Origin of the sequence: Streptomyces sp. KR80, assembly GCF_052245555.1 — a bacterium.
Taxonomy (GTDB): domain Bacteria; phylum Actinomycetota; class Actinomycetes; order Streptomycetales; family Streptomycetaceae; genus Streptomyces.
The window spans coordinates 67,773-82,230 of the sequence record NZ_JBQQCD010000014.1; the positions used below are offsets into that span (position 1 = coordinate 67,773).

Sequence of the window (14,458 nt, forward strand, 5' to 3'; positions counted from 1 at the left end):
GGGGATGATCGGTTTCGACAGCGGATGTCGAGGCAGGGGAAGCGAGCCGAGGAAGCGGCAATGATCTCGTAAACCACGTGTCGCAAAAAATAATCGCCAACACCAAGCGCGATTCCTTCGCCCTCGCTGCCTAAGTAGCGATCTGCGAAGTGTCAGCCCGGGGGTGTTCCCGACCCGGATCCTGGCATCAGCTAGGGAACTAAACCGCTAGGCCCGGTCACGGGGCGTAGCGGGAAACCAAACAGTGACTGAGCCCGTCGGCAGCTTGTCTGCGTGACTGCCGGGGCCGAGAAAAGCACAGCAGACTGCGCTCGGAGAAGCCCTGGTTCCGCACCGTTGGACGCGGGTTCGATTCCCGCCATCTCCACGAAGGCGAGCGGCGAGGTGTGTCCGCGGAAAGCGCGGACCGCCTCGCCTTCGTCGTTTCTGCGCGGCTTCGCCGCGCTGGGCGGGGGCTTCGCCACCCGCACCCCCTTACCCGGGTGTGTCCGCGGAAGGTGCGGACCGCCTCGCCTTCGTCGTTTCTGCGCGGCTTCGCCGCGCTGGGCGGGGGCTTCGCCACCCGCACCCCCTTACCCGAGGTGGAGCCGCCTCCGCCCGGCGAGCGCGGCGATCAGCGCGAGCAGTCCGGCAGCCGCCGGGGCGGCGTAGGCGTACGACACGGCGGCGCCGTCCAGCCGGTCGACCGTCCATCCCCCGGCCGCCGCCCCCGCGGAGATGCCGATCAGCAGGCCGGTGAAGACCGTGGTCATGCCCTCGTTGAGCCGGGCCGCGGGGACCACGTCCTGGACGAGCGTCATACCGGTGGCCATGGTGGGCGCCGTCGCCATTCCCGCGACGAAGAGCAGCACGGCCAGGGTGCCGAGACCGTCTGCCGCGAGCAACGGCAGAACGGCCACCGCCATGGCGGCCACCCCGGCCACGAACCGCATCGGTGCCGTACCGCGCACCGGCACGGCGCCGAAGATCAGGCCCGCGACGCAGGAACCCGCCGCCTGGAGCGCGAGGAGGGCGCTGCTCGCCGATCCGCCACCCAGCGCGTCCACCGTCGCGATCGTCGCCACCTCCATGGAGCCGAAGAGAGCGCCGGTCGCGAGGAAGGTCACCAGGACCACCCGCAGACCGGGGTTGTGCAGCGGCGAGCGTGCGCCCTCGCCGATACGGGCGTGCACGGGCGGCTCCGTCCGCCGCTGCGCGGCGAACAGCAGGGTCCCCGCCACTAGCAGCACGGTCGCCGTCAGCAGCCCCGCCTCCGGGAACGCCGTCGTGCACAGCAGCATGGCCAGCACCGGCCCCAGCATGAAGCACAGCTCGTCCAGGACCTGTTCGAAGGAGCCGGCGGTGTGCCGGGACGCGGCGTCGTCGCGGTAGAGCTCGGTCCAGCGGGCACGGGTCATCGCGCCCAGGCTCGGCACTGCCGAGGAGCCCGCGCAGCACACGAACAGCGCCCAGTCCGGGGCGCCGTACCGCACGGACAGCAGCATGGCCGTGGCGCCGGCGGCGAAGACGAGCGCCGCCGGCACGGCCACGCGCGCCTGGCCGTGCCGGTCCACCCACCGCCCCAGCAGCGGCGACATGATCGCGGTCAGCGCCACTCCGGTCGCCGAGACCGCCCCGGCGAGGGCGTACGAGTCCCGCGTCGTGGCGATCATCACGACGGTGCTCACCGAGCATGGAGACCGGCAGCCGACCGAGGAAGCCTGCGAGCGTGAAAGCCAGCGGTGCGGCGGAGAACAGCCGATGGTAGGCAGCGGTCGGCGAGCGCCGGGGCGAGGCAGGCGGCGCTGCCGGCGGTGCCGGTGCCGGGCTCGTACGGGGGACGGGTCGGAGGGCAAGGAAACGAATCACCGCCCCACCTTGATCGCCCGCACCCATGCGGTCCACAGATTTTCCACCGCCCCAGGCAACCAGGGGCCCTCGAGATCGCACCGCCGCTGCTCTCGCTCGACAGACATGAAACGTGGCCCCTAGCCCGGCCGGTATGGCGGCGACCACAGGGTTCAGGCCCACCGAAGAGGACGCGCGGATCATCAAAGCCGCGATGCGCAGGGGTGAGAGCCCGAGTGATGTGATCCGGCGCGCGTTGCGCCTGCTGGAGCGCGAGGTGTGGCTCACTCGGGCACGTGCGGACGCTGCGCGTCTGGCCGGTGAGGATCTCTTCGGGGAAGAGGACGCTTGGTGATCCGTGGCGCCGTGTCCGGATGGTGACGTTCCTCACGCGAGGCTGGTCGCGTGGGGCCACGGCCGCGCTCCTGCGGGAAGTGGCCGACTGGCACACGTCGGCATGGCAGCGGGGGCGGGCCCGCTGGGCCTGGACAGGGGGTGGCGGGCCGTGTTTACCCTGGCCGCCACTCGCGGCCGGCTTCGGTCGCCCGGCCTCGGCGGCTCTCACACGCTGGGAGCCACGCCCGTGAGTGCAAGGTTTCGTCGACGTCACCTGCCGCCACGGGACGGAAACCCGACATCTCTACTTTCGGCATCACGGCGCCATGTTCCTGGCCTCGGCCCGACACTTTGTGGAGGCGTGATGACAGCCCCGACGACGACATCCCGTAAACGGGGCCGCTGGATCGACCAGTGGGATCCGGAGGACGAGACCTTCTGGGAAGAGAAGGGCGAGAAGGTCGCGAACCGCAACCTGACCTTCTCGATCATCTCCGAGCACATCGGTTTCTCCATCTGGACCCTGTGGTCGGTCCTGGTCCTCTTCATGGGGCCGGAGTACGGGATCGACCCGGCCGGGAAGTTCTTCCTGGTAGCTGTGGCCACCCTGGTCGGATCGATCGTCCGGGTGCCGTACACCTTCGCCGTCGCTCGCTTCGGCGGACGGAACTGGACGATCATCGCGGCATCGATGCTGCTGCTGCCGACCATCGCCGCGTTCATCGTGATGGAGCCCGGCACCTCGTACACGACCTTCATGCTGGTCGCGATGCTCACCGGGGTCGGCGGCGGCAACTTCGCCTCCTCCATGACCAACATCAACTCCTTCTTCCCGCTCCGTAAGAAGGGCTGGGCGCTGGGCCTGAACGCCGGTGGCGGCAACATCGGGGTGCCGGTCGTCCAGCTTGTCGCGCTGGCGGTCATCGCCACCGTGGGCGCCGGGCAGCCGCGGGTGCTGCTGACCATCTATATGCCGCTGATCGCGGTGTCGGCGATCTTCGCCGCGCTCTTCATGGACAATCTCGCGCCGGTGAAGAACGACACCGGAGCGGCGAAGGAGTCCGTGAAGGACCCGCACACGTGGATCATGTCGTTCCTCTACATCGGGACGTTCGGCTCCTTCATCGGCTACAGCTTCGCCTTCGGTCTTGTGCTGCAGACCCAGTTCGGCCGCACCCCGCTGCAGGCGGCGTCGGTCACCTTCATCGGGCCGCTGCTGGGCTCGCTCATCCGGCCGGTGGGCGGCTGGCTCGCGGACCGGTACGGCGGCGGGCGGATCACGCTGTGGAACTTCGCCGCCATGGGCGTCGCCACCAGCTTTGTGATCATGGCCTCGATGCAGAAGTCGCTGCCGCTCTTCCTCGTCGGCTTCATCGTGCTGTTCGTGCTCACCGGGGTCGGAAACGGCTCCACGTACAAGATGATCCCGGGCATCTACCACGCGAAGGCCGTTGCGCTGGGGTTGACCGGTGAGGAGGCCGGGGCCTACGGGCGGCGCCTGGGCGGTGCCGCGATCGGCCTGATCGGCGCGGTGGGCGCGGTCGGCGGGCTCGGTATCAACCTCGCCTTCCGGCAGTCCTTCCTGACGGCTGGGACAGGCACCGGCGCCTTCGTCGCCTTCCTCGCCTTCTACGTGGTGTGCTTCGTGGTCACCTGGGCCGTATACCTGCGGCGCACGCCATCGCGTACGCAGGTGGTGGCAGGGCAGGGGCAGCAGGTGTCCGAGCGGCCTCAGCCCGCTTTCGCGGAGGTCTGATAGCGGTCCGCCCGTCACGGTGCGTACGGCTCGGGACACCCGGGCCGTACGCGCTGTAACACCGGGGAAATCTGGGCGCCCCGCGCATGTCACCCGGGGTTGGGACCATCCCAAGCCGGGGCGCACATGCACCCACACCGCGAAGCGGGACGAAAGCAGAGCCATGCACGGAGAGCAGAAGAGAGCCCGACCGGTCCTCACGGGCGAGGCCGCCGAACCCAAGACCGCCGCCGCCCAGCAGCCGCTGGCCGGTTTCACGGTCGGCGTCACCGCCGCCCGCCGCGCCGACGAGCTGCGGGCACTGTTGCAACGCCGCGGCGCGGCCGTGCTGCACGCACCGGCGCTGCGCATCGTCCCGTTGCCCGACGACGCCGAACTCCTCTCCGCAACCAAGCAGTTGATCGGCAACCCGCCGGACGTCGTGGTCGCCACCACCGCCATCGGTTTCCGCGGTTGGGTCGAGGCCGCCGACGGCTGGGGTCTTGGCGAGGCCCTGCTGGAGCGGATGCGCGGGGTGGAGCTGCTGGCCCGTGGGCCCAAGGTGCGCGGTGCGATCCGGGCCGCCGGGCTGACGGAGGCGTGGTCGCCGGCCTCCGAATCGATGGCCGAGGTGCTCGACCGGCTGTTGGAAGAGGGGGTGAGCGGCCGGCGGATAGCGATTCAGCTGCACGGCGAGCCGCTGCCGGGTTTTGTGGAGGCACTGCGCGCCGGCGGTGCGGAGGTCGTCGGCGTGCCCGTGTACCGCTGGATGCCGCCCGAGGACATCGGCCCCGTCGACCGGCTGCTGGATGCGACGGTCGCCCGCTCGCTCGACGCGGTGGCCTTCACCAGCGCCCCGGCCGCTGCCTCGCTGCTGGAGCGGGCACGGGAGCGCGGCATGCTGGACGAACTGCTGGACGCCCTGCGGCACGACGTGCTGCCGGCCTGCGTGGGCCCCGTGACCGCCCTGCCCCTCGAAGCGCATGACATCGCCACCGCCCAACCGGAACGCTATCGCTTGGGGCCGCTCGTCCAGCTGCTGTGCGTGGAGCTGCCGGGCCGGGTGCGGCCGTTGCCCGTCGCCGGCCGGAAGCTCGAGATCCGCGGCCACGCAGTGCTGGTGGACGGGGAGATGCGCGCGGTACCGCCCGCGGGCATGGCGCTGCTCCGGGCCCTGGCCCGGCGCCCGGGCTGGGTGGTGCCGCGCGCCGAACTGCTGCGCGCGCTCCCCGGCGCGGGCCGCGACGAGCACGCGGTGGAGACCGCCATGGCGCGCCTCCGTGCGGCCCTGGGCGCGCCGAAACTCATCCAGACCGTGGTCAAACGCGGCTATCGGCTGGCCCTCGACGCCTCCGCCACCACCAAATACGGCACCGACGCGTAAGTCTTGTCCGCCCCCTAGGCGAAGCCGCCGTTGCTCATCAGCAGTTGACCGTTGATCCACTGGCCCTGCGGGGAGCAGAGGAAATCCACCAGGTGCGCGGTGTCCTGCGGGGTGCCGAGGCGACCGAGCGGCGTCTGGCGGAGGCAGAACGTCCGCGCCTCGTCGGACATCCAGCCGGTGTCCACCGGGCCGGGGTTGATGACGTTGGCGGCGACGCCGAGCTGAGCGAGTTCGCGAGCCGTAGCCAGAGTGATCCGGTCTTGAGCTCCCTTACTCGCGCCGTACGGAAGGTTGCCGACGGTGTGGTCGCTGGTGAGGCTGATGACCCGCCCGGTCCCGGGGGCGCCCTGGAAACGCCGCCCGTTCTCGCGGATGAGCAGCCAGGTGGCGCGCGCGTTGACGGCGAAGTGCCGGTCGAAGCTCTCGACCGTCGTGTCGAGCAGGCCGGAGTTGACCGACTCGCAGTGACACATCACGAGCGCGGTGACACCGCCGAGCCGGCGTTCGGCCTCGTCGAAGATCCGCGCGGGGGCGTCCGTGTCGGAGAGGTCGGCTTCGATCGCCGCTGTTGCGGCCCCGTGCTCAACGAGGGCTGAGCTGATCGCATCGGTGGCTTCGGCCTCGACGCCCCACGGCATGCGCTCGTCGTACGGAGTCCAGTAGCTGAAGGCGATGTCCCAGCCGGACGCCGCCAGTCGGCGGGCTATGCCCGCGCCGATGCCGACGGTGCGGCCGACGCCGGTGACCAGCGCGAGCGGGCGGGAGGTGAGCTGGGGGTACCTCCCAGCGATAGCTGGGGGAGGGTCGCGGCCGGTCCGGTCCTGGTCGGCGGTCCTTGTCACGGAGAGGATCCTCCGACGTCACCCGGGTGGCGACAACTGATTTCTCCACGACGGCGTCCCCGGCTGCCAGGCGCGCATCGGCTCGTCGCGTCGGGCTGCGTACGTACTCATGGCGCCCGTCGAACGTAGGGAGCCGGAATGAGATGTGCGTCACATGAACCCGGGTGAACGGCAAGGGGCTTCCGTCACGTACTGAGGGGGGAACGGCACCCAGCCCGCCTCGCCGAATTCCTGGGGGAACCCGCCATGCGCAAGGTGAAGAGCACAATCCGCTTGCTCACGGCGTCTCATGCTCCTCGGGCAACTGACCGGTCCCCCACGCCAGTGGGCCCGAGGAAGGGTGGGGGTCCGCCGCAGACGAGGGCCGCGGACCCCCGCTACAGCCTGCTTTTCGTCCAATGACTGCCCCCAGCCTTCTTTCCAGCTGGGACTCGACCGGGAGGTTCGGGGTGCGCAAGGATGCGGCCGTGGTCGAACACCGTCCTTCAAGAACCCGGCACAGGGCCGAGAAGCCCAAGTCGCGTACCGGGGAGCCGGATGAGGAGCTCATGCGAGCCCTCTACCGCGAGCACGCCGGTCCGCTGCTCGCCTATGTGCTGCGGCTCGTCGCCGGTGACCGCCACCGTGCCGAGGACGTGGTTCAGGAGACCCTGGTCCGCGCGTGGCGCAATGCGGATCAGCTGAACCGGGCGACCGGATCGGTACGCCCCTGGCTGGTCACCGTCGCTCGACGCATCGTCATCGACGGGCACCGGAGCCGCCAGGCGCGTCCGCAGGAGGTGGATCCCTCGCCTCTGGACCTCATGCCCGCGGAGGACGAGATCGACAAAGCCCTCTCGCTCATGACGCTCTCCGATGCTCTCGGCGACCTCAGCGACGCCCACCGCGAGGCGCTCATCGAGACATACTTCAAGGGACGTACGGTCAATGAGGCGGCCGCACGGCTGGGCATACCCAGTGGCACCGTGCGATCCCGAGTGTTCTACGCGCTGCGCTCCATGAAGCTCGCGCTCGAAGAACGAGGAGTGACGGCATGACCCGGCATGAGCACCCTTCGGAGCACGAGGCCGTCGGCGCCTACGCGCTCGGCGTGCTCGACCCGGCGGAGGCGGCCCAGTTCGAAGAACACCTCGCCTACTGCGAAGCCTGCGCCGATCAGCTCGACGAGTTCATGGGCATCGAGCCGCTGCTCGCCACCCTCGCCGAGACCCCGACGGCCGTCCCCGACCCCGCCGCACTGCACGCACAGCCGAGTCCGCAGCTGCTGGGCCGCCTCGTGGACGAAGTGGCCGCCAAGCGCCAGCAGCGCCGCAGGCGCGGCCTCTACCTGGTAGCCGCCGCGGCCGCCCTGATCATCGGCGGGCCCACGGTCGTCGCCACCGTGGTCACCTCGGACGACGGCAGGTCGACCACGGCGCAGCCGCACGCCCACTCCACCAGCCCGGCCGAGGACGCCTTCTTCAACCACATGACTGCGAAGGTCGGGGCGACGGATCCGGCCAGCAAGGTCTCCGCGAAGATCGGTATAGAGAAGAAGGGCTGGGGGACCCACGCCGTCCTGGAGCTGAAGAATGTGAAGGGCCCGCTGAAGTGCAACCTCGTCGCCGTCTCCAAGGACGGTGAAGAGGAGATCATCACGTCCTGGGCCGTGCCCAAGTGGGGCTACGGCATCCCGGACAGCACCCATGAGATGGCCAAGCACCCGCTGTACGTCCATGGCGGCGCGGCCATGGACCGGAGCGACATCGATCGCTTCGAGGTCCGCACCTTCGAAGGAAAGCGTCTGGTCTCGGTCGACGCCTGAGCTGGGACCGATCACCAGGAATCCTGATCACCAGGTGCGCGGTACGCCCCCTTCGCGTACGGTTGACGGCTGCCCAGCACGTCAGAAGGGGGCCTCGGGTGGTCGCGCAGAAAGCCGCAGCCGGTCCCGCACGGGATTCCGTACGAGATCAGGAGATCGGTGTCGAGCAGGAACACCTCGACCGGGTCTACCGGCGTCTGGAGGAGAAGATCCACGAGGCCGAGTTCCTGGTGGACGACGCCGCCCGCCGCGGCCAGGTCGGCACACCCGGCGCGCTCGCCGAGCGGGACGCCCAGGTCTTCCGTGCCGGTATCCACCTCAACCGTCTCAACAGCGAATTCGAGGACTTCCTCTTCGGCCGGATCGACCTGCTGCTCGGCAAGGACGGCGAGCGCGGCCCGGACGGGGCGTACACCTCCGTGGAGCCCGCCGACGGCGCCGTCCAGGGGGAGCGGGCCGAGATCGCCGAGACGTTGCACATCGGGCGGCTCGGTGTGCTCGACGCGGACTACTCGCCGCTGGTGATCGACTGGCGGGCCCCGGCCGCCGCGCCCTTCTACCGGGCCACCCCGAAGGACCCGGGGCGTGTCGTCCGGCGCCGGGTCATCCGCAGCAAGGGCCGTAAGGTCCTGGGCGTCGAGGACGACCTGATGCGGCCCGAGCTGGCCGCGTCGCTGGACGGGGCAGAGCTGCCGGTGGTCGGCGACGGTGCGCTGATGGCCGCGCTGGGCCGGGCCCGCAGCCACACCATGCGCGACATCGTCTCCTCCATCCAGGCCGAGCAGGACCTGGTCATCCGGGCTCCCGCCGCGTCCGTCACCGAGGTCGGCGGCGGGCCGGGCACCGGGAAGACCGCTGTCGCGCTGCACCGGGCGGCGTATCTGCTGTACCAGGACCGGCGCCGGTACGCCGGGGGCATCCTCGTCGTCAGCCCCACTCCGCTGCTGGTCGCGTACACCGAGGGCGTGCTGCCCTCGCTGGGCGAGGAGGGCCAGGTCGCGGTCCGCGCGGTCGGCTCGCTCGTCGAGGGGGCCGAGGCCGACACCTTCGACGAGCCCGAGGTGGCACGGATCAAGGGCTCCGCCCGCATGGTGAAGGTGCTGCGCAAGGCGGCGAGGGGAGCTCTGCAGCTGCCGCCGCCGGCGGCCACCGGCGACGGTGTCCCGTCGCGGCTGCGCGCGATCGCCTTCGGCGAACGCGTCGAGCTCGACGCGGAGGAGCTGCGGGACATCCGTCGGGCCGTCCTCGGCGGCACGGCACCCGTCAACCTGCTGCGCCCCCGGGCCCGCAGATTCCTACTGGACGCCCTGTGGGCCAAATCCGGTGCACGGAAGAGACACACCGACCCGGAGCTGGCCGCCGAGGCGCGGTCCGCCTTCGACGAGGACATCTCCACCGAGCCGTACTTCATCGACTTCCTCGACGCCTGGTGGCCCGAGCTGACCCCGCGCCGGGTGCTCGCCGCGATGGCGGACGAGCGGCTGCTCGGTCGCTGGTCCGGGGGGTCCGGGAGGTCCGGGGCCACCACCACCCGAACGAAGTCCGGAGGTGGGGCCAGGGGGAGGGTGCTCCAACCCCGCGAGGTGCGGCTGCTGGCCCGCTCCCTGCGGCGGCTGGACGCCGAGGGCCGAGGGCCGCTGTCCGTCCACGACGTGGCGCTGCTCGACGAGCTGCAGGTCCTGCTCGGCGCACCCGCCCGCCCCCGGCAGCGCGAGGCCGGCCCGCTCGACCACCTCACCGGCCTGGAGGAGCTCACCACCTTCGCCGACCGTGCGGCCGCGCGCCGCAGCCGCGACGAGCGGCTCGAGAGCCTGCGGGAGGAGGCGCGCACCGACTACGCCCATGTCATCGTCGACGAGGCGCAGGACCTCACGCCCATGCAGTGGCGGATGGTCGGCCGCCGTGGCCGGCACGCCACCTGGACGATCGTCGGCGACCCGGCGCAGAGCTCGTGGCCGGACCCGGAGGAGTCGGCAGCGGCCCGCGACGAGGCGCTCGGCAACCGCCCGCGCCGCCAGTTCATGCTGACCGTGAACTACCGCAACCCGGCGGAGATCGCCGAGGTCGCGGACAAGGTCCTCGCGCTGGCCATGCCGGGGTCGCCGTCCCCGGAGGCGGTCCGCTCCACCGGCGTCACCCCGCGCTTCGCCGTGGCCGGTGACGAGGGCCTGGGAGCGTCGGTACGGGAGGAGGCGCGGCGGCTGCTGGCGGAGGTGGACGGCACGGTCGGCGTGGTGGTGGCGATGGACCGTCGTGAAGAGGCCCGCCGGTGGCTGGCCGACCTGGGGGACCGGGTGGTGCCGCTGGGCAGCCTGGAGGCGAAGGGCCTGGAGTACGACGCGACCCTCGTGGTGTCGCCCGCCGAGATCGCCGGGGGCCGCACCCGGGACGATGTCTCCGCGGGGGCGTCACCCGCCGGTCTGCGCGTGCTGTACGTGGCGCTGACCCGGGCCACACAGCGTCTGACCGTGCTCTCCGGGGAGCGTGACGCGCCGGATGCGGACGGCGTGCCGGAACTGCTCAGGGGCGGCGGACCACGCGGCTGATCGGGGCCTGTTTCGCGGCCGTTCAGCTCAACTGCCCGATGGGGGAACGACTTCCCGGAGCTGTTTGTTAGCCTGAGTAAGGCACCGGCTCGATCCAAGCCCCCGGGCCCAACCTTCGTCGCTTCGAGCGACCACTTGCCGCGAGGCGAGCATGGCGGGTCGGTGTCGTAGTCGTTACGTGACGGGCGCCCCTCTCAGCTGGGAGGGGCGCCCGTCGCAGGTGTCGGAACAATATTTCCGAAACTCGAAGGCGACTAACGCGTACCGGCAGGTAGGTGCGACGATCGGGCCGAGCGAGGAGCTACCAGCGCGCTCCGAGCCACTCCCCCTGGGGGACCCCCACCGCGGCTGCGCGCGACGCGACACAGAGGAAAGTAAAGGAAGTCGGCCATGGCAACGGCGCCCAGCGTCTCCTACTCGATGACCGTCCGGCTGGAGGTACCGGCCAGCGGCACCGCCGTCAGCCAGCTCACCACCGCCGTGGAGTCCTCCGGCGGCTCGGTGAGCGGCCTCGACGTCACCGCGTCCGGCCACGAGAAGCTGCGGATCGACGTCACGGTCGCGGCGACCTCCACGACGCACGCCGACGAGATCGTCGAGAAGCTCCGGGGCATCGAGGGCGTCACACTCGGCAAGGTCTCGGACCGTACGTTCCTGATGCACCTCGGTGGCAAGATCGAGATGGCGTCGAAGCACCCCATCCGCAACCGTGACGACCTCTCCATGATCTACACCCCGGGTGTCGCCCGGGTGTGCATGGCGATCGCCGAGAACCCCGAGGACGCCCGCCGCCTCACCATCAAGCGCAACAGCGTCGCCGTCGTCACCGACGGCTCAGCGGTCCTCGGCCTGGGCAACATCGGTCCCAAGGCCGCGCTGCCCGTCATGGAGGGCAAGGCGGCCCTCTTCAAGCGCTTCGCCGGCATCGACGCCTGGCCGCTCTGCCTGGACACCCAGGACACGGACGCCATCGTCGAGATCGTCAAGGCCATCGCCCCCGGCTTCGCGGGCATCAACCTCGAGGACATCTCCGCGCCCCGCTGCTTCGAGATCGAGGCGCGGCTGCGCGAGGCCCTGGACATCCCGGTCTTCCACGACGACCAGCACGGCACGGCCATCGTCGTGCTCGCCGCGCTCACCAATGCGCTGCGGGTCGTGGGCAAGGCCATCGGTGACGTCCGGGTGGTCATGTCCGGCGCCGGGGCCGCCGGTACGGCCATCCTCAAGCTGCTGATCGCCGCCGGTGTGAAGCACGCGGTCGTCGCCGACATCCAGGGCGTGGTCCACGCGGGCCGCCGGGACCTGGTCTCCGCCGACCCGGAGTCGCCGCTGCGCTGGATCGCCGACAACACCAACCCGGAGGGTGTCACGGGCACCCTCAAGCAGGCGGTCGTGGGCGCGGACGTGTTCATCGGCGTCTCGGCTCCGAACGTGCTGGGCGGCGAGGACGTGGCGGCGATGGCGGACGACGCGATCGTCTTCGCGCTGGCCAACCCGGACCCCGAGGTGGACCCGGCCGTCGCCCGGCAGACCGCCGGCGTCGTCGCCACCGGCCGCAGCGACTTCCCGAACCAGATCAACAACGTGCTGGTCTTCCCCGGCGTCTTCCGCGGTCTGCTGGACGCGCAGTCACGCACGGTGAACACCGCCATGATGCTGGCCGCGGCCAGCGCCCTCGCCGATGTCGTCACCGACGACGAGCTGAATCCGAACTACATCATCCCGAGCGTCTTCAACGACAAGGTCGCGGGTGCGGTCGCCGGCGCGGTCCGGGACGCCGCGAAGGCCGCCGGACCCGCTGTGACAGCGGCCACGACGGACTGAGCACGGCGCGTCGCGCGGCTCGCGGGTCGGCTGCTGCCCATAGGGTGACGGGCAGAAAAAACGGCCGCGAGCCCTGACCGCACACTTGAGTGAGCCCGGCGGTGCGCTGCCGGGAGCGGACGGAGCGTCACTACGATGAGGCAGTGGCGCTTTCCGTGTGACTCCCGAGGGTGCCGGATTGGCTTTCCCGCCACAGGTAGGGGCAGGATGCGTACCCGGGCGCGAGGGTCTGGCATCAGACCCGGGTCCGGGGACTGTCCGAGGGCCCTGGCAGCATCGGCTTCGATCTCACGCCTCAATGGCAAGTTGAACACGGGAGTACAACATGAACCGCAGTGAGCTGGTGGCCGCTCTTTCCGAGCGCGCCGAGGTGACCCGTAAGGACGCCGACGCCGTCCTGAACGCGCTCGCCGAGACGGTGGGCGAGATCGTCGCCAAGGGCGACGAGAAGGTCACCATTCCCGGCTTCCTGACCTTCGAGCGCACCAAGCGTGCTGCTCGCACGGCGCGCAACCCGCAGACCGGCGACCCGATCCAGATTCCGGCCGGCTACAGCGTGAAGGTCTCCGCGGGCTCCAAGCTCAAGGAAGCAGCCAAGGGCAAGTAAGTCGCAGGAAGACAGGAAGGGCGGCCACCCTCGGGAGGGTGGCCGCCCTTCGCCCGTCCGAGGGCCTCGCCGTGCTCAGGCGCGTGGTGCGGGTTTGGGCCGTTCGACTTTGCCGCCGAGGTCGGCCAGCTTCGCCATGAAGTTTTCGTAGCCGCGGTTGATCAGGTCGATCCCGTGGACGCGTGACGTGCCCTGGGCCGCCAGCGCGGCGATCAGGTACGAGAAGCCGCCGCGGAGGTCCGGGATGACCAGGTCCGAGCCCTGGAGCTTGGTCGGGCCGGAGACGACCGCGGAGTGGAGGAAGTTCCGCTGGCCGAAGCGGCACGCGGAGCCGCCCAGGCACTCGCGGTAGAGCTGGATGTGCGCGCCCATCTGGTTCAGCGCTTCGGTGAAGCCGAGCCGTGACTCGTAGACCGTCTCGTGCACGATCGACAGGCCGGAGGCCTGGGTCAGGGCGACCACCAGCGGCTGCTGCCAGTCGGTCTGGAAGCCGGGGTGGACATCCGTCTCCAGCGCGATCGCGTTGAGCGAGCCGCCCGGATGCCAGAAGCGGATGCCGTCGTCGTCGACCTCGAATGCGCCGCCCACTTTGCGGAAGGTGTTGAGGAAGGTCATCATCGAGCGCTGCTGGGCGCCGTGGACGTAGATGTTGCCCTCGGTGGCGAGCGCCGCGCTCGCCCAGGAGGCCGCCTCCAGGCGGTCCGGAAGGGCGCGGTGGTTGTAGCCGCCCAGCTTGTCGACGCCGGTGATCCGGATGGTCCGGTCGGTGTCCATGGAGATGATCGCGCCCATCTTCTGCAGCACGCAGATGAGGTCTTCGATCTCCGGCTCCACGGCCGCGTTCGACAGCTCGGTGACCCCCTCGGCCAGCACGGCCGTCAGCAGCACCTGCTCGGTCGAACCCACCGACGGGTACGGCAGCCGGATCTTGCAGCCGCGCAGCCGGTGCGGGGCCTCCAGGAACAGGCCCTCCGCCCGCTTTTCGATGACGGCGCCGAACTGGCGCAGCACGTCGAAGTGGAAGTCGACCGGCCGGCCGCCGATGTCGCAGCCTCCCAGGCCCGGAATGAAGGCGTGCCCGAGCCGGTGCAGCAGCGGACCGCAGAAGAGGATCGGGATCCGGGACGAGCCGGCGTGCGCGTCGATGTCGGCGACATTCGCGCTCTCGACGCGGGACGGGTCGAGAATCAGCTCGCCCGGCTCGTCACCCGGGCGCACCGTGACGCCGTGCAGCTGCAGCAGTCCGCGGACGACGCGTACGTCGCGGATATCGGGCACGTTGCGGAGTCGGCTCGGTTCGCTGCCGAGCAGCGCGGCGACCATGGCCTTCGGCACGAGGTTCTTCGCGCCGCGGACACGGATCTCGCCCTCAAGCGGTGTGCCGCCGTGGACAAGCAGGACGTCGTCGGTCATGGGTCTCGCGTTCCTGGAGTCGGACAGGGACCAGAGGGAAATGGTAAGGGCCACGAGACCCCCCTTCGTAAGCCCTGGTGCGCCAACGACACGTCATGGATTCGTCACAACACGCTCGGTTCATCTTCCGCACCGACCCC

General features: G+C 70.5%; 11 protein-coding genes and 1 other RNA gene. 9 read left to right on the top strand and 3 right to left on the bottom strand.

Translation table 11 applies throughout. The features are described from left to right. Positions 1 to 370, top strand: a transfer-messenger RNA (tmRNA) gene (ssrA, locus tag ACTWQI_RS20005). A 202-nt stretch (positions 371 to 572) separates the two neighbouring features. Here ssrA and ACTWQI_RS20010 read toward each other — a convergent pair. After that, positions 573 to 1,667 (bottom strand): MFS transporter, encoded by a 1,095-nt coding sequence (locus tag ACTWQI_RS20010; protein WP_443272295.1) that lies wholly within the window; start codon positions 1,665 to 1,667, stop codon positions 573 to 575. Between the two features lie 314 nt (positions 1,668 to 1,981). On the opposite strand from ACTWQI_RS20010, the gene ACTWQI_RS20015 reads away from it, so the two are divergent. From ACTWQI_RS20015 to ACTWQI_RS20025, 3 genes are all read left to right on the top strand, one after another. Beyond that, the gene (locus tag ACTWQI_RS20015; RefSeq protein ID WP_443272296.1) at positions 1,982 to 2,182 is read left to right on the top strand and encodes a hypothetical protein; all 201 of its coding nucleotides are present in this window, start codon (positions 1,982 to 1,984) and stop codon (positions 2,180 to 2,182) included. Between the two features lie 345 nt (positions 2,183 to 2,527). Next, a complete protein-coding gene (locus ACTWQI_RS20020) occupies positions 2,528 to 3,919 on the top strand; it encodes a nitrate/nitrite transporter (protein WP_443272298.1) in 1,392 nt (463 codons plus the stop codon). Positions 3,920 to 4,082: 163 nt separating this feature from the next. Beyond that, positions 4,083 to 5,282 (top strand): uroporphyrinogen-III synthase, encoded by a 1,200-nt coding sequence (locus tag ACTWQI_RS20025; RefSeq protein WP_443272300.1) that lies wholly within the window; start codon positions 4,083 to 4,085, stop codon positions 5,280 to 5,282. Positions 5,283 to 5,296: 14 nt separating this feature from the next. On the opposite strand, the gene ACTWQI_RS20030 is transcribed toward ACTWQI_RS20025, so the two are convergent. Further along, on the bottom strand, positions 5,297 to 6,073 hold the full coding sequence (locus tag ACTWQI_RS20030) for an SDR family oxidoreductase (protein WP_443272448.1): 777 nt from the start codon (positions 6,071 to 6,073) through the stop codon (positions 5,297 to 5,299). A 449-nt stretch (positions 6,074 to 6,522) separates the two neighbouring features. Here ACTWQI_RS20030 and ACTWQI_RS20035 point away from each other — a divergent pair, with 449 nt between their 5' ends. The 5 genes from ACTWQI_RS20035 to ACTWQI_RS20055 all read left to right on the top strand — a co-directional run bounded on the left by ACTWQI_RS20035 (position 6,523) and on the right by ACTWQI_RS20055 (position 12,905). Next, positions 6,523 to 7,161, top strand: a complete 639-nt coding sequence (locus ACTWQI_RS20035; RefSeq protein ID WP_443272302.1) for a sigma-70 family RNA polymerase sigma factor — start codon at positions 6,523 to 6,525, stop codon at positions 7,159 to 7,161. Continuing rightward, on the top strand, positions 7,158 to 7,928 hold the full coding sequence (locus tag ACTWQI_RS20040) for a zf-HC2 domain-containing protein (protein ID WP_443272303.1): 771 nt from the start codon (positions 7,158 to 7,160) through the stop codon (positions 7,926 to 7,928). Before ACTWQI_RS20035 ends, ACTWQI_RS20040 begins: the two co-directional genes overlap by 4 nt. Before the next feature lie 98 nt (positions 7,929 to 8,026). Continuing rightward, complete coding sequence (locus ACTWQI_RS20045) at positions 8,027 to 10,474, top strand: HelD family protein (protein ID WP_443272305.1); 2,448 nt, start codon at positions 8,027 to 8,029, stop codon at positions 10,472 to 10,474. Between the two features lie 390 nt (positions 10,475 to 10,864). Further along, complete coding sequence (locus ACTWQI_RS20050; RefSeq protein ID WP_443272307.1) at positions 10,865 to 12,298, top strand: NAD-dependent malic enzyme; 1,434 nt, start codon at positions 10,865 to 10,867, stop codon at positions 12,296 to 12,298. Between the two features lie 325 nt (positions 12,299 to 12,623). Beyond that, a complete protein-coding gene (locus tag ACTWQI_RS20055) occupies positions 12,624 to 12,905 on the top strand; it encodes an HU family DNA-binding protein (protein WP_443272308.1) in 282 nt (93 codons plus the stop codon). 75 nt (positions 12,906 to 12,980) lie between these two features. Here ACTWQI_RS20055 and murA read toward each other — a convergent pair whose 3' ends face one another. After that, positions 12,981 to 14,318 carry a UDP-N-acetylglucosamine 1-carboxyvinyltransferase gene (murA, locus tag ACTWQI_RS20060; RefSeq protein ID WP_443272310.1) on the bottom strand — a complete coding sequence of 446 codons (1,338 nt, stop codon included), beginning with the start codon at positions 14,316 to 14,318 and terminating at the stop codon, positions 12,981 to 12,983. Positions 14,319 to 14,458 lie beyond the last annotated feature (140 nt).

Excerpts from the sequence above, each read along its gene's own strand:
- ACTWQI_RS20025 (WP_443272300.1), top strand. The coding sequence starts at position 4,083 with ATGCACGGAGAGCAGAAGAGAGCCCGACCGGTCCTCACGGGCGAGGCC.
- murA (WP_443272310.1), bottom strand. The coding sequence starts at position 14,318 with ATGACCGACGACGTCCTGCTTGTCCACGGCGGCACACCGCTTGAGGGC.
- ACTWQI_RS20040 (WP_443272303.1), top strand. The coding sequence starts at position 7,158 with ATGACCCGGCATGAGCACCCTTCGGAGCACGAGGCCGTCGGCGCCTAC.
- ACTWQI_RS20035 (WP_443272302.1), top strand. The coding sequence starts at position 6,523 with ATGACTGCCCCCAGCCTTCTTTCCAGCTGGGACTCGACCGGGAGGTTC.
- ACTWQI_RS20055 (WP_443272308.1), top strand. The coding sequence starts at position 12,624 with ATGAACCGCAGTGAGCTGGTGGCCGCTCTTTCCGAGCGCGCCGAGGTG.
- ACTWQI_RS20020 (WP_443272298.1), top strand. The coding sequence starts at position 2,528 with ATGACAGCCCCGACGACGACATCCCGTAAACGGGGCCGCTGGATCGAC.
- ACTWQI_RS20050 (WP_443272307.1), top strand. The coding sequence starts at position 10,865 with ATGGCAACGGCGCCCAGCGTCTCCTACTCGATGACCGTCCGGCTGGAG.
- ACTWQI_RS20015 (WP_443272296.1), top strand. The coding sequence starts at position 1,982 with ATGGCGGCGACCACAGGGTTCAGGCCCACCGAAGAGGACGCGCGGATC.